The 24,201-nt window shown below is 60.9% G+C and carries 25 protein-coding genes; 9 read left to right on the top strand and 16 right to left on the bottom strand.

Annotated features, from left to right (window positions below):
• Positions 1-174 precede the first annotated feature (174 nt).
• Genes ACZ445_RS06510 through pdeM form a run of 7 tightly spaced genes read left to right on the top strand, consistent with a single transcriptional unit; the run spans position 175 to position 7,539 of the window.
• Positions 175-954, top strand: coding sequence for a transporter substrate-binding domain-containing protein (locus tag ACZ445_RS06510; RefSeq protein WP_033902768.1), 780 nt, complete (start codon positions 175-177; stop codon positions 952-954).
• A gap of 56 nt (positions 955-1,010) precedes the next feature.
• Positions 1,011-1,739, top strand: a complete 729-nt coding sequence (locus tag ACZ445_RS06505; RefSeq protein WP_010212412.1) for an ABC transporter permease — start codon at positions 1,011-1,013, stop codon at positions 1,737-1,739.
• The gene (locus ACZ445_RS06500; RefSeq protein WP_058425263.1) at positions 1,736-2,446 is read left to right on the top strand and encodes an ABC transporter permease; all 711 of its coding nucleotides are present in this window, start codon (positions 1,736-1,738) and stop codon (positions 2,444-2,446) included. The genes ACZ445_RS06505 and ACZ445_RS06500 overlap by 4 nt, the downstream gene beginning before the upstream one ends.
• A 9-nt stretch (positions 2,447-2,455) precedes the next feature.
• Positions 2,456-3,574: a succinylglutamate desuccinylase/aspartoacylase family protein gene (locus tag ACZ445_RS06495; protein ID WP_058425264.1), complete on the top strand. Its 1,119-nt coding sequence runs from the start codon at positions 2,456-2,458 to the stop codon at positions 3,572-3,574.
• A gap of 13 nt (positions 3,575-3,587) precedes the next feature.
• Positions 3,588-4,352, top strand: a complete 765-nt coding sequence (locus ACZ445_RS06490; RefSeq protein WP_016973168.1) for an ABC transporter ATP-binding protein — start codon at positions 3,588-3,590, stop codon at positions 4,350-4,352.
• A 56-nt stretch (positions 4,353-4,408) separates the two neighbouring features.
• Positions 4,409-6,889 carry a ligase-associated DNA damage response DEXH box helicase gene (locus ACZ445_RS06485; protein WP_464708096.1) on the top strand — a complete coding sequence of 827 codons (2,481 nt, stop codon included), beginning with the start codon at positions 4,409-4,411 and terminating at the stop codon, positions 6,887-6,889.
• Complete coding sequence (pdeM, locus tag ACZ445_RS06480) at positions 6,889-7,539, top strand: ligase-associated DNA damage response endonuclease PdeM (protein ID WP_058425266.1); 651 nt, start codon at positions 6,889-6,891, stop codon at positions 7,537-7,539. The genes ACZ445_RS06485 and pdeM overlap by 1 nt, the downstream gene beginning before the upstream one ends.
• 3 nt (positions 7,540-7,542) lie before the next feature.
• Here pdeM and ACZ445_RS06475 read toward each other — a convergent pair whose 3' ends face one another.
• On the bottom strand, positions 7,543-7,740 hold the full coding sequence (locus tag ACZ445_RS06475; protein ID WP_058425267.1) for a hypothetical protein: 198 nt from the start codon (positions 7,738-7,740) through the stop codon (positions 7,543-7,545).
• A 108-nt stretch (positions 7,741-7,848) separates the two neighbouring features.
• Positions 7,849-8,415, bottom strand: coding sequence for a dCTP deaminase (gene dcd, locus ACZ445_RS06470; RefSeq protein WP_010212421.1), 567 nt, complete (start codon positions 8,413-8,415; stop codon positions 7,849-7,851).
• A 389-nt stretch (positions 8,416-8,804) separates the two neighbouring features.
• On the opposite strand from dcd, the gene ACZ445_RS06465 reads away from it, so the two are divergent.
• A complete protein-coding gene (locus ACZ445_RS06465) occupies positions 8,805-9,014 on the top strand; it encodes a cold-shock protein (protein WP_002554837.1) in 210 nt (69 codons plus the stop codon).
• A gap of 151 nt (positions 9,015-9,165) precedes the next feature.
• On the opposite strand, the gene rpoS is transcribed toward ACZ445_RS06465, so the two are convergent.
• From rpoS to ACZ445_RS06425, 8 genes are all read right to left on the bottom strand, one after another.
• Positions 9,166-10,170, bottom strand: a complete 1,005-nt coding sequence (gene rpoS / locus ACZ445_RS06460) for an RNA polymerase sigma factor RpoS (RefSeq protein WP_025855149.1) — start codon at positions 10,168-10,170, stop codon at positions 9,166-9,168.
• Between the two features lie 106 nt (positions 10,171-10,276).
• Positions 10,277-11,113, bottom strand: coding sequence for a peptidoglycan DD-metalloendopeptidase family protein (locus ACZ445_RS06455; protein ID WP_071496918.1), 837 nt, complete (start codon positions 11,111-11,113; stop codon positions 10,277-10,279).
• Positions 11,114-11,322: 209 nt separating this feature from the next.
• The gene (locus tag ACZ445_RS06450; protein ID WP_010563544.1) at positions 11,323-11,958 is read right to left on the bottom strand and encodes a protein-L-isoaspartate(D-aspartate) O-methyltransferase; all 636 of its coding nucleotides are present in this window, start codon (positions 11,956-11,958) and stop codon (positions 11,323-11,325) included.
• 41 nt (positions 11,959-11,999) lie between these two features.
• Complete coding sequence (gene surE, locus ACZ445_RS06445; protein WP_310862656.1) at positions 12,000-12,749, bottom strand: 5'/3'-nucleotidase SurE; 750 nt, start codon at positions 12,747-12,749, stop codon at positions 12,000-12,002.
• Positions 12,737-13,795, bottom strand: a complete 1,059-nt coding sequence (truD, locus tag ACZ445_RS06440; protein ID WP_058425270.1) for a tRNA pseudouridine(13) synthase TruD — start codon at positions 13,793-13,795, stop codon at positions 12,737-12,739. The genes surE and truD overlap by 13 nt, the downstream gene beginning before the upstream one ends.
• Positions 13,792-14,265, bottom strand: coding sequence for a 2-C-methyl-D-erythritol 2,4-cyclodiphosphate synthase (gene ispF / locus ACZ445_RS06435; protein ID WP_058425271.1), 474 nt, complete (start codon positions 14,263-14,265; stop codon positions 13,792-13,794). Before ispF ends, truD begins: the two co-directional genes overlap by 4 nt.
• 54 nt (positions 14,266-14,319) lie before the next feature.
• On the bottom strand, positions 14,320-15,165 hold the full coding sequence (gene fghA, locus ACZ445_RS06430) for an S-formylglutathione hydrolase (protein ID WP_058425272.1): 846 nt from the start codon (positions 15,163-15,165) through the stop codon (positions 14,320-14,322).
• An 8-nt stretch (positions 15,166-15,173) separates the two neighbouring features.
• Complete coding sequence (locus ACZ445_RS06425; RefSeq protein ID WP_010212435.1) at positions 15,174-16,286, bottom strand: S-(hydroxymethyl)glutathione dehydrogenase/class III alcohol dehydrogenase; 1,113 nt, start codon at positions 16,284-16,286, stop codon at positions 15,174-15,176.
• 109 nt (positions 16,287-16,395) lie between these two features.
• Here ACZ445_RS06425 and ACZ445_RS06420 point away from each other — a divergent pair, with 109 nt between their 5' ends.
• Positions 16,396-17,292, top strand: coding sequence for a LysR substrate-binding domain-containing protein (locus ACZ445_RS06420; protein WP_058425273.1), 897 nt, complete (start codon positions 16,396-16,398; stop codon positions 17,290-17,292).
• A gap of 111 nt (positions 17,293-17,403) precedes the next feature.
• Here ACZ445_RS06420 and ispD read toward each other — a convergent pair whose 3' ends face one another.
• The 6 genes from ispD to tilS all read right to left on the bottom strand — a co-directional run bounded on the left by ispD (position 17,404) and on the right by tilS (position 24,093).
• Entirely contained in the window at positions 17,404-18,111 is a 708-nt protein-coding gene (ispD, locus tag ACZ445_RS06415) for a 2-C-methyl-D-erythritol 4-phosphate cytidylyltransferase (protein ID WP_058425274.1), read from the bottom strand.
• Entirely contained in the window at positions 18,108-18,386 is a 279-nt protein-coding gene (ftsB, locus tag ACZ445_RS06410; RefSeq protein WP_003172294.1) for a cell division protein FtsB, read from the bottom strand. The genes ispD and ftsB overlap by 4 nt, the downstream gene beginning before the upstream one ends.
• 184 nt (positions 18,387-18,570) lie before the next feature.
• Positions 18,571-19,860, bottom strand: a complete 1,290-nt coding sequence (eno, locus tag ACZ445_RS06405; protein WP_058425275.1) for a phosphopyruvate hydratase — start codon at positions 19,858-19,860, stop codon at positions 18,571-18,573.
• Positions 19,861-20,017: 157 nt separating this feature from the next.
• Positions 20,018-20,863: a 3-deoxy-8-phosphooctulonate synthase gene (gene kdsA / locus ACZ445_RS06400; protein WP_058425276.1), complete on the bottom strand. Its 846-nt coding sequence runs from the start codon at positions 20,861-20,863 to the stop codon at positions 20,018-20,020.
• Between the two features lie 5 nt (positions 20,864-20,868).
• The gene (locus ACZ445_RS06395) at positions 20,869-22,500 is read right to left on the bottom strand and encodes a CTP synthase (RefSeq protein ID WP_025855139.1); all 1,632 of its coding nucleotides are present in this window, start codon (positions 22,498-22,500) and stop codon (positions 20,869-20,871) included.
• Positions 22,501-22,773: 273 nt separating this feature from the next.
• Complete coding sequence (tilS, locus tag ACZ445_RS06390; protein ID WP_058425277.1) at positions 22,774-24,093, bottom strand: tRNA lysidine(34) synthetase TilS; 1,320 nt, start codon at positions 24,091-24,093, stop codon at positions 22,774-22,776.
• Positions 24,094-24,201: the final 108 nt, after the last annotated feature.

The raw sequence follows: 24,201 nt of genomic DNA, 5'->3' as shown, positions 1-24,201 counted from the left end.
ATTTTCGGGCATCTCCTACACTCAGATCTCCCTTGTCCCACCTTTTAAAACGCTCATTCGGAACTACATCCGGAACTATGGTGCAGAAATTGCTACTTGTGATCCGTCTGACACCGTTCAGTAACAGTCCTAAACGCGCCACAAGCGCTTATCTTGGTTTCCAGGGATTACATAATGAAAAAAGCATTGCTGACCCTTTCTGCACTGGCTCTGTGCATGGCCGCGGGTGTAGCCACGGCCAAGGAATACAAGGAACTGCGTTTTGGTGTCGATCCGTCCTACGCGCCCTTCGAATCCAAGGCCGCCGACGGCAGCCTGGTGGGCTTCGATATCGACCTGGGCAATGCGATCTGCGCCGAGCTGAAAGTGAAGTGCAAGTGGGTCGAAAGCGATTTCGACGGCATGATTCCGGGCCTCAAGGCCAACAAGTTCGACGGCGTGATTTCGTCCATGACCGTGACCCCGGTGCGTGAAAAGGCCATCGACTTCTCCAGCGAACTGTTCTCCGGCCCGACCTCGCTGGTGTTCAAGAAAGGCGCGGGCTACTCGACACCTGAGTCTCTCAAGGGCAAGTCCGTAGGCTACGAGCAGGGCACCATCCAGGAAGCCTACGCCAAGGCCGTGCTGGATAAAGCCGGTGTGACCACCAAGGCCTACGCCAACCAGGACCAGGTGTACGCCGACCTGACCTCCGGCCGTCTCGACGCCTCCGTGCAGGACATGCTGCAAGCCGAACTGGGCTTCCTGAAGTCGCCGGCCGGTGCTGGTTATGAAGTCAGCGCGGCCATCGACGACCCATTGCTGCCATCGAAAACCGCCGTCGGTATCAAAAAAGGTAACACTGAACTGAAGGCGCTTTTGGATAAAGGTATCAAAGCGTTACACGATGATGGCACCTACGCCACCATCCAGAAGAAACACTTTGGCGATCTGAACCTGTACAGCGGCAAATAATGCCTGGAGCGCCCTTCCCTGGAGGGGCGCTTTTTTATCGCCATAGGTCCTGATTTATGTTCGAAGAATTGTTGCAAACCCTCGGGTTGAGCGCGCTCAGCCTGAAGGGTTTCGGCCCGCTGTTGCTGCAAGGCACCTGGATGACCATCAAGTTGTCGGTGCTGTCCCTGGCCGTCAGCGTGTTGCTGGGCCTGCTCGGCGCCAGCGCCAAACTCTCCAGCCTGCCCTTCCTGCGCATCCCCGCGCAGCTCTACACCACGCTGATTCGCGGTGTACCCGACCTGGTGCTGATGCTGCTGATTTTCTACAGCCTGCAAACCTGGCTCACCGGCCTGACCGACTTCATGGAATGGGAATACATCGAGATCGACCCGTTCAGCGCGGGAGTGATCACCCTGGGCTTTATCTACGGGGCGTATTTCACCGAGACCTTTCGCGGGGCGATCCTCGCGGTACCGCGCGGACAACTGGAAGCCGCCACGGCCTATGGGCTCAAGCGCGGGCAGCGGTTTCGCTACGTGACCTTCCCGCAAATGATGCGCTTTGCCCTGCCGGGTATCGGCAATAACTGGATGGTGATGCTCAAGGCCACGGCCCTGGTGTCGATCATCGGCCTGGCCGACCTGGTCAAGGCCGCCCAGGATGCCGGCAAGAGCACTTATCAACTGTTCTACTTCCTGGTCCTCGCCGCGTTGATCTACCTGTTGATCACCAGCGCATCCAACTTCGTCCTGCGCCGCCTTGAACGTCGCTACTCCGCCGGCGCCCGGGAGGCCGTACGATGATCGAACTCTTGCAGGAATACTGGCGCCCCTTCCTTTATAGCGACGGCCAGCACATCACCGGCCTGGCCATGACGATGTGGCTGCTCAGCGCCGCCCTGGTCATCGGCTTTCTGGTGTCGATCCCGCTGTCCATCGCCCGCGTGTCGCGCAAGCGCCTGGTGCGCTGGCCGGTGCAGTTCTACACCTACCTGTTCCGGGGCACGCCGCTCTATATCCAGCTGCTGATCTGCTACACCGGTATCTACAGCCTCGCCGCCGTGCGCGAGCAACCGCTGCTGGATGCGTTCTTTCGCGATGCGATGAACTGCACCATCCTGGCCTTCGCCCTCAACACCTGCGCCTACACCACAGAGATTTTCGCCGGCGCGATCCGCAGCATGGCCCACGGCGAAGTCGAGGCGGCCAAGGCCTACGGCTTGAGCGGCTGGAAGCTCTACGCCTACGTGATCATGCCGTCGGCGCTGCGTCGCTCGCTGCCCTACTACAGTAATGAAGTGATTTTGATGCTGCACTCGACCACGGTGGCCTTCACCGCGACGATTCCCGACATCCTCAAAGTGGCGCGGGATGCCAACTCGGCCACCTTCATGACCTTTCAATCATTCGGTATCGCTGCGCTGATCTACCTGACCGTGACCTTTGCCCTGGTCGGTCTGTTTCGTCTGGCGGAGCGCCGTTGGCTGGCCTTTCTCGGGCCGAGCCATTAAGGAGCGTTCATGCGGCATCAGATTCATGAGTTGATCGCGCCGGTGCCCGGCACGGCGCGGCAGATCCACAGTTTTCACTTCGGCCCGGAACAGGCCGAAGGCAAGATCTACATCCAGTCGTCGCTGCATGCCGACGAACTGCCCGGCATGCTGGTGGCCTGGCACCTCAAGGTGCAGTTGACGAAGTTGGCAGCGGCCGGGCGCCTGCGCAGCGAGATCGTGCTGGTGCCCATCGCCAACCCGGTGGGCCTGGAACAGGTGTTGATGGATATCCCGCTGGGCCGCTACGAATTGGAAAGCGGGCAGAACTTCAATCGCCTGTTTGTCGACCTCAGTGAAGCGGTAGGTGACCAGGTCGAGGCGTTGCTCGGGGACGATCCGCAGCGCAATGTCGAACTGATCCGCGCCGCGTTGTCCCGCGCCCTTGCCATGCAAAGCGCCGACACCCAACTGCAGTCCCAGCGCCTGGTCCTGCAACGTCTGGCCTGCGACGCCGATATGGTGCTGGACCTGCATTGCGACTTCGAAGCCGTGGCGCATCTGTACACCACGCCCGAAGCCTGGCCACAGGTGGAACCGTTGGCGCGGTACATCGGTTCGGAGGCGAATTTGCTCGCCACCGACTCCGGCGGGCAATCCTTCGATGAGTGTTTCACCCTGGTGTGGTGGCAGTTGCAGCAACGCTTCGGCGAGCGCTTCCCAATCCCCATGGGCAGCTTTTCGGTGACCGTCGAGTTGCGCGGCCAAGGTGACGTCAACCATGGCCTGGCGGCGCTGGACTGCCAGGCGATCATCGATTACCTGATTCACTTCGGCGCCATTGCCGGCGACGTCGCACCACTGCCGGACCTGCCCTACCCCGCCACGCCGCTGGCCGGCGTTGAACCGGTGGCGACGCCGGTAGGCGGCCTGCTGGTGTTCAGCGCCCTGCCCGGCGAATACCTGGAAGCCGGGCAACTGATCGCCGAAATCATCGACCCCATTACCGACCGCGTAACGCCCGTGCACTGCCAGAAGGCCGGCCTGCTTTACGCCCGTTCGCTACGCCGCATGGCCACTGCCGGGATGGTCATCGGCCATGTCGCAGGCACCGAGGCCTATCGCAGCGGCTATCTACTTTCGCCTTGAGGATGCACGCCCCATGTACAAATTGACCGTTGAAGGCCTGCATAAAAGCTATGGCGACAATGAGGTGCTCAAAGGTGTTTCGCTCAAGGCCAGGACCGGCGACGTGATCAGCCTGATCGGCGCCAGCGGCTCGGGCAAGAGCACCTTCTTGCGCTGCATCAACTTCCTCGAAACCCCCAACGACGGCGCCATGACCCTCGATGGCCAGCCGATCCGCATGGTCAGCGACCGCCACGGCATGCGCGTGGCCGATGACGCCGAATTGCAGCGCCTGCGCACACGCCTGGCCATGGTGTTCCAGCACTTCAACCTGTGGAGCCACATGAGCGTGCTGGAAAACATCACCATGGCTCCGCGCCGGGTGCTGGGTTGCAGCAAGAAGGACGCCGAAGACCGTGCCCGTCGCTACCTCGACAAGGTCGGCCTGCCGGCGCGCGTGGCCGATCAATACCCGGCGTTCCTGTCCGGCGGCCAGCAGCAACGCGTCGCCATCGCCCGCGCCCTGGCGATGGAGCCGGAGGTGATGCTGTTCGACGAGCCTACCTCGGCCCTAGACCCGGAGCTGGTGGGCGAAGTGTTGAAGGTGATCCAGGGCCTGGCCGAGGAAGGTCGCACCATGATCATGGTGACCCACGAGATGAGCTTTGCGCGCAAGGTGTCGAGCCAGGTGCTGTTCCTGCACAAGGGCCTGGTGGAAGAGCAAGGCGCGCCGGAGGATGTGCTGGGCAATCCGAAGAGCGAGCGTTTGCAGCAGTTCCTGAGTGGCAATTTGAAGTAAACCTTTGCGCGCGCTGGAAGGTCTGTGGAATAGACCTTCCAGAGTTGCGCCGCCCCATGGCAAAACCCATCGACTTCGCCAAACAGTGGTTTGCCGCCAAAGGCTGGAAGCCGTTCGCTTTTCAGAAAGAGGTGTGGGCGGCGGTCAAGGGCGGCCAGTCGGGATTGCTGCACGCCAGCACCGGCGCCGGCAAGACCTACGCGCTGTGGTTCGCGGCGCTCAATCGCTTTGCCATCACTCGCCCGCCCGTGACGGGTAAACGCAAACCGCCCGCTGAACCGCTGACGGTGCTGTGGATCACGCCCATGCGTGCCCTGGCGGCCGACACCGCACGCGCCCTCGAAGCACCGCTGGAAGCCCTGCAGATTCCCTGGAGCGTCGGCCTGCGCACCGGCGACACCAGCAGCAGCGAGCGCGCCCGCCAGACACGGCGCCAGCCCACCGCCTTGGTGACCACCCCGGAAAGCCTGACCCTGATGCTGGCCCGCGCCGACAGCGAGGTGAGCCTGGCGCACGTGCGCATGGTGATCGTCGATGAATGGCATGAATTGATCGGCAACAAACGCGGCGTGCAGTTGCAACTGGCGCTGGCGCGGCTGCGGCGCTGGCATCCGGGGTTGATGGTGTGGGGCATTTCAGCGACCTTGGGTAATCAATCCCACGCCTTGGAGGTGTTGGTCCCACAAGGCGACGGGATCAATGTACAGGGGCAAACGGCCAAAGAGCTGAAGGTCGACACCTTGCTGCCGCCGCTTACCGAGCGCTTTCCCTGGGCCGGGCATATCGGCTTGAAGATGTTGCCCCAGGTGGTGGCCGAGGTCGAAAGCAGCAGCAGTTGCCTGGTGTTTACCAATACCCGGGCGCAGTCGGAAATCTGGTACCAGGCGTTGCTGGACGCCCGGCCCGACTGGGCTGGGGTGATTGCCCTGCATCACGGTTCATTGTCCAGAGAGACCCGCGACTGGGTGGAACGGGCGTTGAAGGACGGCCAACTCAAGGCCGTGGTGTGCACCTCCAGCCTGGACCTGGGGGTGGACTTCCTGCCGGTGGAGCGCGTGTTGCAGATTGGCTCGGCCAAAGGTGTTGCACGCCTGATGCAACGCGCCGGGCGCTCGGGGCATGCGCCGGGGCGGCCCTCGCGGGTGACGCTGGTGCCGACCCACAGCCTGGAACTGGTGGAAGCGGCGGCGGCCCAGGATGCAATTGCCCAGCGACGCATCGAAGCGCGGGAATCGCCGTACAAACCGCTGGATGTACTCGTACAACATTTGGTGAGCATGGCGCTGGGCGGTGGGTTTACGCCGGATGCGCTGCTGGCGGAAGTGCGCGGAGCCTGGGCGTACCGCGACCTCACGGACGCAGACTGGGCCTGGGCCCTGGGGTTTGTGCGCCATGGCGGACTGTCGCTGACCGCCTATCCGGATTACCGCCGCGTGGAGCCGGACGAACAGGGCATCTGGCGCGTCCCCGATGCCCGCCTGGCGCGCCGACACCGCATGAGCGTGGGCACCATCGTCAGTGACGCGAGCATCCATTTGAAGTACTGGAGCAAGGGCGGTGGCGGCAAGAACCTGGGCAGTGTCGAGGAAGGTTTTATCGCACGACTCAAGCCCGGTGATGGCTTCTTGTTCGCCGGGCGCCTGCTGGAGCTGGTGCGCGTGGAAAACATGACCGCCTACGTGCGTCGCAGCACCGCCAAAAAAGCCGCCGTGCCGCGCTGGAATGGCGGGCGCATGCCGCTTTCCAACGAGCTGGCCCAGGCGGTGGTGGAGCGTTTTGATGCAGCGGCGCACGGGCACTTTAAAGGCCCGGAGATGCGCGCGGTGCAACCCCTCTTGCAGACGCAGTTGCGCTGGTCCGGCCTGCCGACACACGAGCATCTGCTGGCCGAAGCGCTGAAATCACGGGAGGGCTGGCACCTGTTTCTTTATCCGTTTGCCGGGCGCCAGGTGCACCTGGGGCTGGCGAGCCTGTTGGCGTGGCGGGTGAGCCAGGGGCAGGCAGTGACGTTCTCGATTGCCGTGAATGATTACGGGCTGGAGTTGTTGAGCGCCACGCCTGTGGATTGGCCGGTGTTGTTGAATGACGCGCTACTGAGTCCTGAGAACTTGCTGAAAGACGTGGCCGCCAGCCTGAATGCCGGGGAACTGGCCCTGCGCCGCTTTCGTGAGATCGCACGCATCGCCGGGCTGGTGTTCGCCGGCTACCCCGGCGCACCGAAAAGTACGCGGCAGGTGCAGGCGTCCAGTGGTCTGTTCTTCGAGGTGTTCAAGCAGTATGACCCACAGAACCTGTTACTGGCCCAGGCCGGGGAAGAAGTCCTGCGCGATGAGTTGGATATTCGTCGGCTGGAAGCGACGTTGCGTCATCTGTCGGCGCTGAAGCTGGACCTGCACCGGATCGAACGGCCGACTCCCCTGGCTTTTCCGCTGCTGGTCGAGCGGATGCGCGAAAGCATGAGTTCGGAAAAACTCTCGGAGCGCATTGCGCGAATGGTCAAGGACCTGGAAAAGGTCGCGGATAACGGGAAGCGCTGATGGTCTGTTCGATAACGCTGGAAGGTGAGCAATTGTGGTTGCTGGCAGACAAGGCGATCTACTGGCCTGCGCGCGGGTGCCTGTTGATTGCCGATGCGCACTTTGGCAAGGCCTCGGCGTACCGCAGCCTGGGGCAGCCGGTGCCGCAAGGAACCACCACTGCCAATCTGGAGCGGCTGGACCGGCTGCTCGCGTCGCATGGGTGCGCGCAGGTGATCTTTCTTGGCGACTTCCTGCATGGCCCCGGCTCCCACGCCAGCGGCACACTGGGCGCGTTGCGGGCTTGGCGCGAGCGTCATCCCTCGTTGCCCATGACCCTGGTGCGCGGTAATCACGATAAACGCGCCGGTGACCCACCGCCGGACCTGAAGATTGAAGTGGTGCCGGAACCGCTGCTGATGGGCCCCTTTGCCTTGCAGCATGAACCGGATGCCCATCCCAGCCACCACGTGCTGGCGGGGCATGTGCATCCGGTGTATCGCTTGCGTGGCAAGGGCCGGCAAAGCCTGCGGCTGCCGTGCTTTCAGATCGGGACGCGGGTCAGTTTGTTGCCGGCGTTTGGCGCGTTTACCGGTGGCTTTGCGGTGGAGCAGGCCGATGACCACCGACTCTTTGTGGTCGGCGATCAGCAGGTGTGGCCGGTGGGCTAGGTTTCAAGCCACAGGTGCGGGTGGTGGCTCGTCCGGCAAAGTCGGCTCACCAGGTTCTGTGGGTTGCGGGTAGTCCGGCTCGGGTTGGCCGGGGATGCCGCCCCCGTATGCGGGGTCGGCCATCAGGGACCAGGCCAGAACGCCAATCTGGTTGGGTTCAAGCCGGGCAAGTTCTGCGCTGATTCGCGGGTCGAGCTTCATAAGGTACTCCTCAAGCGTGGCCCGGCGCGCTTTAGACGCGCCGAGGCAGTACACCTAGATAGAGTCACTTTCCGCAGACTAATTCCCTTTACGTGTAAGACCTTTCGATCAAGCGCGTGGGAGGGTGACGCCGCGCTGGCCCTGATACTTGCCGGCACGGTCTTTGTAGGACACTTCACAGGCCTCGTCGGACTGCAGGAACAGCATCTGTGCCACGCCTTCGTTGGCGTAGATCTTCGCCGGCAAGGTGGTGGTGTTGGAGAACTCGAGGGTCACGTGGCCTTCCCACTCCGGCTCAAGTGGCGTCACGTTAACGATAATGCCGCAACGCGCGTAGGTGCTTTTACCCAGGCAGATGGTCAGCACGTCACGTGGGATACGGAAGAATTCCACGGTGCGCGCCAGGGCGAAGGAGTTGGGCGGGATGATGCACACGTCGCTCTTGACGTCGACGAAGCTCTTTTCGTCGAAGTTCTTCGGATCGACGATCGCCGAGTTGATGTTGGTGAACACCTTGAACTCATCGGCGCAGCGCACATCGTAGCCGTAGCTGGAAACGCCGTAGGAAATCACCGGGGCATCGCCTTGGCCACGGATCTGGCGCTCGACGAACGGTTCGATCATGCCGTGTTCTTGCGCCATGCGGCGAATCCACTTGTCCGATTTGATGCTCATGGCGGGTGTCCTGAATAGCGAGGTGGAAAAATTCTGTGGGGCATCTTACCGGGGCCGGCGTTGGGGTTCAAAGGCCACGCGGCTTTTCTTGATGAACGCACCTGCTGCTATAAGCCACAGCCAGCGGGGCCGGGACCCATATTGCCGTGCAAGGTGACCGCAAACACCACCGCCAGTCACGAAAATGGAGAAACCTTCGGAAATACCATTGGCACGTTCCGGAAAAAGGGTTAAGGTGGCGCCACTGTGCTGCTTGTGTCACTGAGAATCTCTACACGATATGTTGAATTTCGATCCAACCATCTCCAAGAATTTTTCCTGCTCTTTGCACTCAGTCTCGGCCAGGGCTTTTCCTGAGTCGCAGTTAACTTTGTCCAAGGAGATACACCATGTCTAATCGCCAAACTGGTACCGTTAAGTGGTTCAACGATGAAAAAGGCTTCGGCTTCATCACTCCACAATCCGGTGACGACCTGTTCGTTCACTTCAAAGCTATCCAATCCGACGGCTTCAAAAGCCTGAAAGAAGGCCAACAGGTTTCTTTCATCGCTACCCGCGGTCAGAAAGGCATGCAAGCTGAAGAAGTTCAAGTTATCTAACTTGTACTGACTTAGTCGAAAAGACCCCGCCCTTAAAAGCGGGGTTTTTTTATGCCTGGGATTTGGCCCTCTGCCTCCTATAAGACTTTGCATAAAACCAATGTGGGAGGGGGCTTGCCCCCTCCCACATTCAAGCATTAAAGCTGGGTCGTTACTGAAACAACGACTCACTCGACAAGCCATTCTTCTCCAGGATCTCGCGCAGGCGCTTGAGCCCTTCTACCTGGATCTGCCGCACCCGCTCACGGGTCAAGCCGATCTCCAGGCCTACATCCTCCAGGGTGCTGCTCTCATGGCCGCGCAGGCCGAAGCGGCGAATCACCACCTCACGCTGCTTGTCCGTGAGCTCAGACAGCCACTGATCAATGCTTTGGGACAGATCATCGTCCTGCAATAGCTCGCAAGGATCCGTAGGACGATCATCGGTCAGGGTGTCCAGCAGGGTTTTATCCGAGTCCGGACCCAGCGAGACGTCGACCGAAGACACACGCTCGTTAAGGCCCAGCATGCGCTTGACCTCCCCTACCGGTTTTTCCAGCAGGTTGGCGATTTCTTCGGGCGAAGGTTCATGATCGAGTTTTTGGGTAAGCTCACGCGCTGCCCGCAGGTAGACGTTGAGCTCCTTGACCACATGGATCGGCAACCGGATCGTACGGGTCTGATTCATGATCGCCCGTTCGATTGTCTGGCGAATCCACCAGGTGGCATAGGTCGAAAAGCGGAAGCCCCGCTCAGGGTCGAACTTCTCCACCGCCCGGATCAGGCCCAGGTTGCCTTCCTCGATCAAGTCCAACAGGGACAGCCCACGATTGACATAGCGTCGGGCGATTTTCACCACCAGGCGCAGGTTGCTTTCAATCATGCGCTTGCGCCCAGCCGGATCGCCCTTCTGCGACAAGCGTGCAAAATGGACTTCTTCTTCGGGGGTCAGCAGAGGGGAAAAGCCGATTTCATTGAGGTACAACTGGGTCGCATCGAGCGCCCGAGTGTAGTCAATGTACTTGTGTTGCTTTAACGCGGTGGAGTTCTTGGATTTGGTGCGAACTGAAGGTACAGCAGGTCCCTCATTCGACATCGATTCCGTAGCGATACCGGTCTCCATCAGGAGAACCTCATCGTCGATGTCAAACTCCGGCGCTTCTTTACTGAGAGCCATTGTTATAGTCCTTTGGTGAGTTCGACCTCAAGCTCAAGCGGCGCCTTTATCCTTGGCAACGCTGGAGCCTGTTCCTTCTACGTGAGGGAACAGGCTGTGCAACACATCAACGACGGGGTAGGAATTGCAGTGGATCTACAGGCTTCCCTTGACGGCGAATCTCAAAGTGCAGTTTCACCCGGTCTGTACCAGTTGACCCCATTTCGGCAATTGTCTGTCCGACTTTGACCTGCTGCCCCTCCCGAACCAACAGCCTGCGGTTGTGACCGTAAGCACTGACGTAGGTGTCGCTGTGCTTGATGATGACCAGCTCGCCGTAGCCCCGTAAACCACTCCCGGCGTACACCACTGTCCCATCAGACGCAGCTAAAACAGGCTGTCCCAAATCTCCGGCGATATCAATGCCTTTATTCAAACTACCGTTTGAAGAGAATTTTCCAATCAGCACTCCGTTTGAGGGCCATCCCCAACCGGTCGGCGCAGGCCCGGCAGGTGGCAACGGCGCGGGTGCCGGCTTGTTCGCAGGGGCCGGTGTGGCGGTACCTGCAGGCCGGGTGATGATGGTCGTTTTGCTCGAAGACGACGGGGAGGATCCGGTGTTTGTCACAACTGTCGTAGGCGTTGAACCGGTACGACCGTCGAAGCGAATCGTCTGGCCTGGATGTATCGTGTAGGGCACAGGAATATTGTTACGGGCTGCGAGCGCCTTGTAGTCCCAGCCATACCGGAAGGCAATCGAGAACAAGGTGTCGCCCTTGCGCACCACGTATTGCCCGGTGGTCACCGTCGGCTTTTGCGGTACGGCATTGTTACGGTCAACCACCCGTGCGCCGCTGCTTGGCGAGCTGGAGCAGCCGACCAGCACGGAACTGAAGACGAGGCCAAGCACCAGTCGATGAAAGCTTGTTTTACTCATACGCTGCGCAAGACCTGTGAGACTCACCCGCCGCTCCCTTTGTGGTGGCTGAACATGAACGCCTGTATCAGGCTAGAAATATGACGCAAGTATAACTGGGCATTGGAGTTTTACCGTCACACGCCGGAAACGAAACATTCATCGCGTTTAATTCCGACTCCCGATCATGTTGACTCGATAGACCCCGCCGTAAGACACATCCCCGCCAACAGAATTCACTGCCCGCGAACAAATGATCAGGCCAGCGGCCCATTGAGCAACGGCACAAAACGCACGGCCCCCAGCACATGCCGGGAAAAGCCTTCATCCTCACGGATAATGAGCATCAATTGTTGCACTTCGCCGGAGCCTACCGGGATCACCAGGCGTCCGCCGGGGGCAAGTTGATCGAGCAACGCTTGCGGAACATCGGTGGCCACGGCGGTCACGATGATGCCGTTGTAAGGCGCCAGCGCCGGCCAGCCTTCCCATCCATCGCCCCAACGGAATACCACGTTGCGCAAGTTCAACTCCACCAGGCGCTCCTTGGCCCGGTCTTGCAGCACCTTGATGCGCTCGACCGAGAACACCCGCTCCACCAGTTGCGCCAGCACGGCAGTCTGGTAGCCGGAGCCGGTGCCGATTTCCAGCACCTTGTCCAACGGCCCCGCCGCCAGCAGCAACTCGCTCATGCGCGCCACCATGTACGGCTGGGAGATGGTCTGGTTGTGGCCGATGGGCAGCGCCGTATCTTCATAGGCACGGTGGGCCAGGGCTTCATCGACAAACAGATGGCGAGGCGTGCGCCGGATCACTTCCAGCACCTGGGCGTTGGACAAACCTTCTTCGTACAGGCGTTGGATCAGGCGTTCGCGGGTTCGCTGGGACGTCATTCCGATGCCCCGGCGCAGCAAGTCGTCTTGTTCACGGCCCATCAGCGCAGCCCCTCCAGCCAGCCATCGAGACCACTGAAGGCGTCGCTGAAGGTGCGATCAAATTGCAATGGGGTAATCGACACATAGCCTTGCATCACCGCATGAAAGTCCGTGCCTTCACCGCCATCTTCAGCATCACCTGCCGCTGCGATCCAATAGCCTTCCTTGCCACGCGGGTCGACAACCTTCAGCGGCGCCGCCGCACGGGCACGATGGCCCAGGCGCGTCAGCTTGATGCCGCGAATATGGTCGAGGGGCAGGTTGGGAATATTGACGTTTAGCACCGTACGCGGTGGCAGGTCCAGAGAGCCATGGGCCTCCACCAGCTTGCGCGCGAAATGCGCGGCGGTTGCCAGGTTATCCAGTTGCCGCGAGGCAAACGAAAAGGCGAACCCGGTACGGCCCAGGAAGCGCCCCTCAAGGGCCGCCGCCACGGTCCCGGAATACAGCACATCGTCCCCCAGGTTTGCACCGAGGTTGATGCCCGACACCACCAGGTCCGGCGCCTTGTCCAGCAGGCTGTTGATTGCCAGGTGGACACAGTCGGTAGGCGTGCCGTTCACACTGATAAAGCCATTGGCCAGGACTTGCGGGTGCAGCGGACGGTCGAGCGTCAGCGAACTGCTGGCGCCACTCTTGTCCTGGTCGGGGGCAACCACCACGCACTCGGCATAATCCTGCAGCGCAGCATAGAGCGCGGCAAGACCGGGTGCGGTGGCACCGTCATCGTTTGATATCAGAATACGCATGGGTTGTCCGTCTGCCCCACCGGCACCAGATCAACAAGCTCGCGCACCAACACAGTGGCGAAGCATCCGGCCGGCAGGACGAATTCCAATTGCAGAATGTCCAGCGAGGGATAATGCCACGTCAAACCGCCAATGGGCAGTCGAAGAATGCGACGTTCCTGGCTCAGGCCGGCATTCACCAGCCAATCACGCAAGTCGGCTTCACCGGCGGCAACCGCCTGTTCCAGCTCGAAGCTTGCACCACTGGCAGGCGAGTCGCCCTCGCCCCACTGCGGCCCGGTCGGGTGCAGGTCTAGAATAGCCAGGCGCGGGTCGCTACATTCCGCTTCGCCAGCCGGGAAAAAACTGCGGCTGTCGGTAAACGCCAGCAGGTCGCCGACCTGGGCACGTTGCCACGAACCATCGGCCACCCGCGCGGCCAGCACTTTGTTGAACAAAAAGCTGCGGGCGGTGGACAGCAACCGCGAACGCACATTGCGCTGCTCCGGCAAGGCTTTGCGGGCGGCCCACTCGCGAGCGTCCACGACATTGCCGCCATTGTGGCCAAAGCGCTGGGCACCGAAATAGTTGGGAATGCCGTGTTGGGCAATCTGTTGCAACCGAGCATCGATGGCGGCGGTATCACCGGCCAACTGCGTCAGGCGCAAAGTGAACCCATTGGCCGAATGCGCACCGCGCTGCAGCTTGCGCTTGTGGCGACCGGTCTTGAGAATCTTGAGCGTGTCGTTTTCTGCCGCGCTCATGTCCGGGTCGGCCTTGCCCGGCAGTTGCACGCTGAACCATTGGCGGGTCAACGCCTGGCGATCCTTGAGCCCGGCATAACTGACGGTACGCAACGGCACGCCGGCCGCCTTGGCGATACGCCGCGCAGCTTCTTCGGTATTGAGGCCGCGTTTTTCCACCCACAACCACAGGTGTTCGCCTTCACCGGTCAGCGGAATGTCCAGCACCTCGTCGACCTGGAAGTCTTCAGCCGTCGCCTTCAGTACCGCGCTGCCCAAGGCATCGCCATAGGCTCGCGGGCCCAGCAGTTGCAGGTCATTCATGCGCGCAGCAACAAGGCAACGGAGTGCACGGCAATGCCCTCTTCACGGCCGGTGAACCCGAGCTTTTCGGTGGTGGTGGCTTTCACGTTGACTTGATCCAATTCAATTTGCAGGTCGGCGGCAATCAGCGCGCGCATCGACTCGATATGCGGGGCCATTTTTGGCGCCTGGGCCACGATGGTGTTGTCGACGTTGCCGACCTTCCAGCCCTTGCCGTGGATCAGGCCGACCACATGGCGCAGCAGTACGCGGCTGTCCGCGCCCTTGAAGGTCGGGTCAGTGTCCGGAAAGTGCTTGCCGATATCGCCCAACGCCGCCGCGCCGAGCAAGGCGTCGCTCAAGGCGTGCAACACGACGTCGCCGTCGGAATGAGCCAGCAAACCATGGTGGTGCGCAATGCGCACGCCGCCCAGGGTGATGAAATCGCCTTCAGCGAAACGGTGCACATCGTAGCCGTGGCCAATACGCATAAAAAAACGCCCCGATTTAATTCAGGGCGTGATTCTACCTACTTTTGCCTCACATTAACCGAGCAAAGCACGGCCATGGTGTCGCAAATGGTCTTCGATGAAGCTGGCGATAAAGAAGTAGCTGTGGTCGTAGCCGGGTTGCAGGCGCAGTTCCAGCGGATGGTTGGCTGCCTTGGCCGCTTGTTGAAGGGCTTCAGGCTTGAGTTGCACGGCGAGGAAATCGTCGCGGTCGCCCTGGTCCACCAGCAGTGGCAGCTTTTCCGAGGCTTCGCCGATCAGTACACAGGTGTCCCATTCGCGCCACTTGGAACGCTCTTCCCCCAAGTAGCGGGAGAAGGCTTTCTGGCCCCATGGGCAATCCATCGGGTTGTTGATCGGCGAAAACGCCGACACCGACAGGTAACGTCCAGGGTTACGCAAGGCACACACCAGCGCACCGTGGCCGCCCATGGAGTGGCCGCTGATGCCGCGCTTATCCGATGCCGGGAAATGCGCTTCGATCAACCCCGGCAATTCCTGCACGACGTAGTCATACATCCGATAGTGCTTGGCCCAGGGTTCCTGGGTGGCATTCAGATAGAAGCCGGCGCCGAGGCCGAAATCCCACGCGTTATCCGGGTCGCCCGGCACACCCGGACCACGCGGGCTGGTATCCGGCGCGACGATGATCAGCCCCAACTCGGCAGCCATGCGCTGGGCGCCGGCCTTCTGCATGAAGTTCTCATCGGTGCAGGTGAGACCGGACAGCCAGTACAACACTGGCAATTTACCGCCCTGCTCCGCTTGCGGCGGCAGGTAGACAGCGAAGGCCATGTCACAACCGAGCACATCGGAATGATGCTTGTAGCGTTTATGCCAGCCGCCGAAGCTCTTCTGGCACGACAGGTTTTCCAGACTCATGGCCGACCTCAGAAGTGGATGACGGTACGAATGCTCTTGCCTTCATGCATCAGGTCAAACGCCTTGTTGATGTCTTCCAGGCCCATGGTGTGGGTGATGAAGGTGTCCAGCGGGATCTCGCCGGTCTGGGCCATTTCCACGTAGCTTGGCAGCTCGGAGCGGCCACGTACGCCACCGAAGGCCGAACCGCGCCAGACGCGACCGGTCACCAACTGGAATGGACGGGTGGCGATTTCCTGGCCGGCACCGGCCACGCCGATGATCACCGACTCGCCCCAGCCTTTGTGGCAGCACTCGAGGGCGGCGCGCATCAGTTGCACGTTGCCGATACATTCGAAGGAGAAGTCCACGCCGCCGTCGGTGAGGTCGACGATCACGTCCTGGATCGGGCGGTCATAGTCTTTCGGATTGATGCAATCGGTCGCACCCAGTTGCTTGGCGATTTCGAACTTGGCCGGGTTGATGTCGATGGCAATGATGCGACCTGCCTTGGCTTTAACCGCACCGATCACTGCCGACAGGCCAATACCGCCGAGGCCGAAGATGGCTACGGTATCGCCTGGCTTGACCTTGGCGGTGTTGATGACCGCGCCGATGCCAGTGGTGACGCCGCAACCGAGCAGGCAGACCTTTTCCAGCGGCGCCTCTTTAGGAATCTTGGCCACGGAAATTTCCGGCAGCACGGTGTACTCGGAGAAGGTCGAGGTGCCCATGTAGTGGAAAATCGGCTGGCCCTTGTAGGAGAAACGCGTGGTGCCGTCCGGCATCAGGCCTTTGCCCTGGGTGGAACGGATGGCCTGGCACAGGTTGGTCTTGCCCGACAGGCAGAACTTGCACTTGCCGCATTCCGGGGTGTAAAGCGGGATGACGTGATCGCCCACGGCCACCGAGGTCACACCCTCACCGATCGCTTCAACCACCGCTCCGCCCTCATGGCCGAGGATCGACGGGAAGATGCCTTCCGGGTCGGCGCCCGACAGGGTGTAGGCGTCGGTATGACATACGCCGGACGCGACCACGCGCAACAGCACTTCACCGGCCTTGGGCATGGCGACATCCACTTCGACGATCTCGAGGGGCTTCTTGGCTTCGAAGGCTACGGCGGCACGGGACTTGATCATCCGGGTTTCTCCAGGGAGTTGAAAACTGAGACAGCGAGTGTAAAACATAGCTGACTGATGAATAATCCAGGCAAAAGCAAAACTTTATTGCTGTACAGGGATAATCGCCGTGCTTGAGAACCGCTGGGAAGGTATCGATGAGTTTGTCGCGGTAGCCGAATGCAGCCAGTTCACGGCGGCGGCGGAACGGCTTGGGGTGTCGTCCTCCCATATCAGCCGGCAGGTGGCGCGCCTGGAAGAACGCCTGCAAACCCGGTTGCTGTACCGCAGTACGCGCAAGGTGACGCTGACCGAGGCCGGCCAGACGTTCCTGCAACACTGCCAACGCCTGCAGGACGGGCGTGAAGAAGCGCTGCGTGCGGTGGGCGATCTCACCAGCGAGCCCAAGGGCATGTTGCGCATGACCTGTGCCGTGGCATATGGCGAGCGCTTTATCGTGCCGCTGGTCACCCGGTTCATGGGGCTGTATCCGCAGTTGCGGGTGGATATCGAGCTGAGCAACCGCCAGTTGGACCTGGTGCACGAAGGCCTCGACCTGGCGATCCGCCTGGGGCGTTTACAGGATTCGCGCATGGTCGCCAGCCGACTGGCGCCGAGGCGCATGTACCTGTGTGCGTCGCCGTCTTACCTCGCTCGGTATGGTCGGCCACATAGCCTGTCGGAATTGAGCCGGCATAACTGCCTGATCGGCAGCTCGGATATCTGGCAACTGGCCCAGGATGGGCGGGAGTTTTCCCAGCGCGTGCAGGGAAACTGGCGCTGCAACAGTGGGCAAGCGGTGTTGGATGCGGCGCTACAGGGCGTCGGGTTGTGCCAGTTGCCGGACTATTACGTGCTGGAGCATCTGCACAGTGGGGCACTGGTGTCGCTGCTGGAGGCGCATCAGCCGCCGAATACGGCGGTGTGGGCGTTGTATCCACAGCAGAGGCATTTGTCGCCGAAGGTCAGGAAGTTGGTGGACTTCTTGAAGGAGGGGCTGGCTGAAAGGCCGGAGTACAGCAGTTGACTGTGGGTTGTTTGGACGGGCCTCATCGGGGGCAAGCCCCCTCCCACACTTGGAACGCCTTTCAATGTGGGACGGGGCTTGCCCCCGATGAGGTCGACACGGTATCGCGGATTACCTGCGGTTGACCCACCGCAAGCGTAGCCATTCCAGATCTTCGGGTCGGGTCACTTTGATATTGTCCGAGCGCCCTTCGATCAGGCGCGGCGCCTGGCCGGACCATTCCATCGCCGACGCCTCGTCGGTAATGACGGCATCCGCCACCAGGCTGTCGGCCAAGGCACGATGCAAAGCCCCCAGGCGGAACATCTGCGGCGTATAAGCCTGCCAGATCAAGCTGCGATCGACGGTCTCGACCACGCGGCCATGCTTGTCGACGCGCTTGAGGGTGTCGCGGGCCGGTACGGCCAACAGACCACCCACAGGATCGTTCGCCAGCTCGCTTAATAACTTGTCGAGATCATCACGACTCAGGTTCGGCCGTGCCGCATCGTGCACTAACACCCAATCGTCATCGCTGGCGCCCAGGGCATTGAGTTGCAGCAGCGCATTGAGCACAGACCCCGAACGCTCGTCACCGCCATCCGCACGCACGATGCGTGGGTCGTTGGCGCATGACAGGTTGGGCCAGTAAGGATCATCAACAGCAAGACTGACCACCAACCCTTTAAGGTCTGGATGGTCAAGAAAACAGCCAAGGCTGTGTTCGAGAATAGTGCGCCCGCCCAGTTGCAGATATTGCTTGGGACGGTCCGCAGCCATACGGGCACCGACGCCCGCGGCAGGAATCACGGCCCAGAAGGCCGGCAAACGGCTACTCATTGGGCCAACTGGTAGAGGGTTTCACCCTCCTTGACCATGCCCAATTCATGACGAGCCCGCTCTTCCACGGTCTCCGTACCTTTTTTCAGCTCAAGCACTTCGGCATCGAGGACGCGGTTGCGCTCCAGCAGGCGTTCGTTTTCGGCGTGCTGGTCGGCAATTTGCTGGGTCAGGTCTTTTACCTGCGCAAAGCTGCCATTACCCACCCATAGGCGGTACTGCAGGCCAGCCAGCAACAAGAGCAAGACGAGGAACAACCAATTGGGACTGCGCATCGAATATCGGGTATCCAGTGAAAAAAGACCGCCATGCAAAACTTTTGCAGCAACTGATAGCACGAAGCCTGGAAAAACCAGGCTTGTGCTTGATAGCCATCAGATTAGCGTCGAAATCCACACTGTCGTGAGTTTTCCGACGCAATCCGCCGACTTTTTACCATGTTTCACCATCAACTAGCGATCAGCCGCGAAACTCGCCGCGACCGTTGTACTTGGCCTTGCCAGCCAGTTGCTCTTCGATACGCAGCAATTGGTTGTACTTGGAAACACGGTCGGAACGGCACAGGGAACCGGTCTTGATCTGGCCAGCCGAGGTGCCCACGGCCAGGTCAGCAATGGTCGAGTCTTCGGTTTCGCCGGAGCGGTGCGAGATCACGGCGGTGTAGCCCGCAGCCTTGGCCATCTGGATGGCTTCCAGGGTTTCGGTCAGGGTGCCGATCTGGTTGAACTTGATCAGGATCGAGTTGGCGATCTTTTTATCGATGCCTTCTTTCAGGATCTTGGTGTTGGTCACGAACAGGTCGTCGCCCACCAGTTGGATTTTCTCGCCGATCTTGTCGGTGAGGATTTTCCAGCCGTCCCAATCGGACTCGTCCAGGCCGTCTTCGATCGAGATGATCGGATAGCGCTGGGTCAGGCCTTTCAGGTATTCGGCAAAACCTTCGGAGTTGAACACCTGGCCTTCGCCGGACAGGTTGTACTTACCGTCCTCGTAAAACTCGCTTGCCGCGCAGTCCAGGGCCAGGGTCACGTCGGTGCCCAGCTTGTAGCCAGCATTGGCCACGGCTTCGGAGATCACTTTCAGTGCATCTTCGTTAGACGCCAGGTTCGGTGCAAAACCGCCTTCGTCACCCACCGCAGTGCTCAGGCCACGGGCCTTCAGCACAGCCTTGAGGTGATGGAAAATCTCGGTGCCCATGCGCAGGCCTTCGGAGAAGGACTTGGCGCCGACCGGCTGCACCATGAATTCCTGGATGTCGACGTTGTTATCGGCGTGCTCGCCGCCGTTGATGATGTTCATCATCGGCACCGGCATCGAGTAGACACCCGGGGTGCCGTTCAGGTTGGCAATGTGCGCGTACAGCGGCAGGTCCTGGTCCTGTGCGGCGGCCTTGGCAGCGGCCAGGGACACGGCGAGGATGGCGTTGGCGCCCAGGCTGCCTTTGTTGTCGGTGCCGTCGAGCTTGATCATCGCGTGGTCCAGGGCTTTCTGGTCCAGCGGGTCCTTGCCCAGCAACAGGTCACGGATCGGGCCGTTGATGTTGGCTACGGCTTTCAGTACACCTTTGCCCAGGTAACGGCTCTTGTCGCCATCACGCAGTTCCAGCGCTTCGCGCGAACCGGTAGAAGCACCGGACGGCGCGCAGGCGCTGCCGATGATGCCGTTATCGAGAAGCACGTCGGCTTCGACGGTGGGGTTGCCACGGGAGTCGAGAACTTCACGACCTTTGATGTCGACGATTTTTGCCATTGTTGTAAACACTCCAAAGTTGACGAAAACGACGCAGCTGAAGGGAATCTTTTGACCGACCGCAAGGGTGGAACAACGGGGCAGGCTTGCAGGCGACAAGGCCCAGGCCCGCAGGCCTGAGCGTAAAGCGTGGGAAAGTCTACCGGAGAAACGACGCTTACGCGGTCTCTACCGTCGGAAAACTCTTGACCAGTTCGTCCAACTGCTTGAGCTGGACCAGGAACGGCTCCAGCTTGTCCAGGCGCAGGGCGCAGGGGCCGTCGCATTTGGCGTTGTCCGGGTCCGGGTGGGCTTCCAGGAACAGGCCGGCCAGGGACTGGCTGATGCCCGCCTTCGCCAGGTCCAGCACCTGGGCACGGCGCCCGCCCGCGGAATCGGCGCGACCACCCGGCATTTGCAGCGCGTGGGTCACGTCGAAGAACACCGGGTATTCGAACTGTTTCATGATGCCAAAACCGAGCATGTCCACCACGAGGTTGTTGTAGCCGAAGCTCGAACCCCGCTCGCAGAGGATCAACTGGTCGTTACCCGCTTCCACGCACTTGTTCAGGATGTGTTTCATCTCCTGGGGTGCGAGGAACTGGGCTTTCTTGATATTGATCACAGCGCCGGTCCTGGCCATCGCGACGACCAGGTCGGTCTGGCGCGACAGGAAGGCCGGCAACTGGATGATGTCGCACACCTCGGCGACCACGGCAGCCTGTTCAGGCTCGTGGACGTCGGTGATGATCGGCACGCCGAAGGCTTGCTTGATGTCCTGGAAGATCCGCATGCCTTCTTCAAGACCCGGCCCGCGATAGGAGGTCACGGACGAACGGTTGGCCTTGTCGAAGCTGGCCTTGAACACGTAGGGGATACCGAGTTTCTCGGTGACCTTGACGTACTCTTCACAGACCTGCATCGCCATGTCGCGGCTTTCCAGCACGTTCATGCCGCCGAACAGCACCATGGGCTTATCGTTGGCAATTTCGATGTCGCCTACGCGAATGATCTTCTGGGCCATCAGGGTTACGCCTTCTTCTGGTGTTGCGTCAGGGCTGCCTTGACGAAACCGCTGAACAACGGGTGACCGTCGCGCGGCGTCGAGGTGAACTCAGGGTGGAACTGGCACGCCACGAACCACGGATGATCCGGCGCCTCGACCACTTCAACCAGCGCGCCGTCACCGGAGCGACCGGAGATTTTCAGGCCGGCCTCTTTGATCTGCGGCAGCAGGTTGTTGTTCACTTCATAGCGGTGACGGTGACGCTCGACGATCACGTCCTTGCCGTAGCAATCGTGAACCAGCGAGCCCGGCTCCAGCAGGCAGTCCTGCGCGCCAAGGCGCATGGTGCCGCCCAGGTCGGAGGCTTCGGTGCGGACTTCGACGGCGCCGGTGGCATCTTCCCACTCGGTGATCAGGCCCACGACAGGGTGGCCGCTCTTGCTGTCGAACTCGGTGGAGTTGGCGTCTTTCCAGCCCAGCACGTTACGGGCGAACTCGATAACGGCCACTTGCATGCCCAGGCAGATACCCAGGTAAGGCACCTTGTTTTCACGAGCGTACTGAACCGCGGTGATCTTGCCTTCCACGCCACGCAGGCCGAAACCGCCTGGCACGAGGATCGCGTCGACACCTTCGAGCAGCGCGGTGCCCTGGTTCTCGATGTCTTCAGAGTCGATGTAGCGCAGGTTGACCTTGGTACGGTTGCTGATACCGGCGTGGCTCATCGCTTCGATCAGCGACTTGTACGCGTCCAGCAGTTCCATGTACTTGCCGACCATGGCGATGGTGACTTCGTGCTCAGGGTTGAGCTTGGCGTCGACCACGGCTTCCCACTCGGACAGGTCCGCACCACCGCATTGCAGGCCGAAACGCTCGACCACAAAATCGTCCAGGCCTTGCGAATGCAGGATGCCCGGGATCTTGTAGATGGTGTCGGCGTCTTCCAGCGCGATCACCGCACGTTCTTCAACGTTGGTGAACTGCGCGATCTTGCGACGCGAGGAAATGTCGATCGGGTGATCGGAGCGGCAGACCAGCACGTCCGGCTGCAGGCCGATGGAACGCAGTTCCTTGACCGAGTGCTGGGTTGGCTTGGTTTTGGTCTCGCCGGCGGTGGCGATGTACGGCACCAGGGTCAGGTGCATCAGCATCGCGCGCTTGGCGCCGACTTCGAAACGCAACTGGCGGATGGCTTCGAGGAACGGTTGGGATTCGATGTCACCCACGGTGCCGCCAATCTCGACCATCGCCACGTCGGCATCGCCAGCGCCCTTGATGATGCGGCGCTTGATTTCGTCGGTGATGTGCGGGATCACCTGGATGGTTGCACCCAGGTAGTCACCACGGCGCTCCTTGCGCAGCACGTGCTCGTAGACACGGCCGGTGGTGAAGTTGTTGTTCTGGGTCATGGTCGTGCGGATGAACCGCTCGTAGTGGCCCAGGTCCAGGTCGGTTTCGGCGCCGTCGTGGGTGACGAACACTTCACCGTGCTGGAACGGGCTCATGGTGCCCGGGTCAACGTTGATGTACGGGTCCAGCTTGAGCATGGTGACCTTAAGTCCCCGCGCCTCCAGGATGGCCGCCAATGAAGCGGAGGCAATGCCTTTCCCCAATGAAGAAACAACACCGCCCGTGACGAATATGTAGCGCGTCATGAAAAACCCTAGAAGTCTGCGTTAAAGCGGTCCGAGCCGCCGGGGAAAGCGAAGGAAGGCCGAAGCCCCCGATCACCTGCATTAATCACAGTGCACCTTTCAAAAAAACCGCCGCGTGGTGACAGACCAGCAATGAAACACCGGTACGTTGATCGCTACACATTTTTTGGAATCGCCCAGCAAAGACTGCTTGGTAATCGGCAACTGCTGCGATTCAGTCGAATCCACAGAAGTTGTATCAAGAAGGGAGCGTAGTCTACCGGAAAGGCGCTATCAGCTCAAACCTTGATCGCAGGTCTGTGGCATCCAATGTAATTGCCAGTCATCACTCGGTGCCGGCCACAGTCCCGCAAGGCTGGGCGCACCCAGCAATCGCGGGCCTCGATACAGCAGCGGCAATCTGCCACGGACGAAGCCCGGCAGGCCACTTTCGTTAAGCAGGCGCTTCAAGTCACGCCGGCCGCGACCGGGTACTTCAATGATTTCGCCGCCCTGGCGGTAGCGGATCTCCAGCGGCCCTTCGGGCACCTTGCCGGTGAACGTCAACTGGCCATTGCCGGGTAACTCTAGTGGGTTTTGCGGATCGGGCCAGCTCAGCGATGCGTCGGAAAATTCCGAACATGCGATGGGCAGCCACCAGATGCGTTCGCCGCTACGATGCAACTCGCCGTCGGCCAGGCGCCATAGAGGTTGTGCGTCACCCTTGGCATCGCGCAGGGAATACCAGCCCGCCCAGTGATCGCTGTCGGGCAGGCGCGTCAGCGGCGTCAGCCAATGACGTAGGGCGTTGCGCTGACGGGCATCGGAAAGCTTGCGCAAAGGGGTAAGCGCCAAGGATGGCAACGGCAGCCAAGGAAACTGTGAAGGTTGATCGGCAGCCAGCAGGTCCATGTGCGCCAGCTCATCCAGCAGCTCTTGGGCCTCGCCGAGGTGATCGGCGGTCCGGGCCAGACTCGAAACGGCTTGGGGCCAACGCTCGGTGAGGACTGGGAGTACGCGATGGCGCAAGTAATTGCGCGAGAACCGTGGATCGGCATTGGACGGATCTTCGATCCACTTCAATTGATGCGCGTGGGCGTAGGCCTCCAGTTCCGCACGGGAGACATCCAGCAACGGGCGCACCAGATGACCACCCGCCAACGGGCGATGCACCGGCATGGCCGCCAAACCGCGCACCCCGGCCCCGCGCAAGAGGCGAAACAGCAGGGTTTCAGCCTGATCATCACGATGCTGGCCCGTCAGCACGACCTCCCCTGCCCCGGCCACCTCGGCAAACGCCTGGTAACGCGCCTCACGAGCAGCACGTTCAAGGCTGGCGCCGGGTTGGATCTGCACGCGCATGACGTGCAGAGGCACGCCCAGGCTGTCGCAGATCGACTGGCAATGAGCGGGCCACGCGTCGGCGGCAACCTGCAGACCATGGTGGACATGGACAGCGCTGAGGGGGGGCAAGGTCTCGGTTTTGGCCAGGTTGGCCAAGAGGTGCAGCAGGACGGTGGAATCAAGGCCGCCGGAGAACGCAATGTGCCAGGCCGGGGCGCTGCGCCAGGGGGCAAGGGTTTGCAAGAGTCTGGCGGGCAGAGCCGGTTTCATGACAAGTTACCGCCTCTGATCTGGAATACGCCCACCAAGCATACACAAAGCAAATGTGGGAGGGGACTTGCCCCCGATCGCGGTGGATCAGCCCTGGATACATTGACT

The organism is Pseudomonas allii, assembly GCF_055380095.1.
This window is presented reverse-complemented; position numbering and strand designations above follow the sequence as displayed.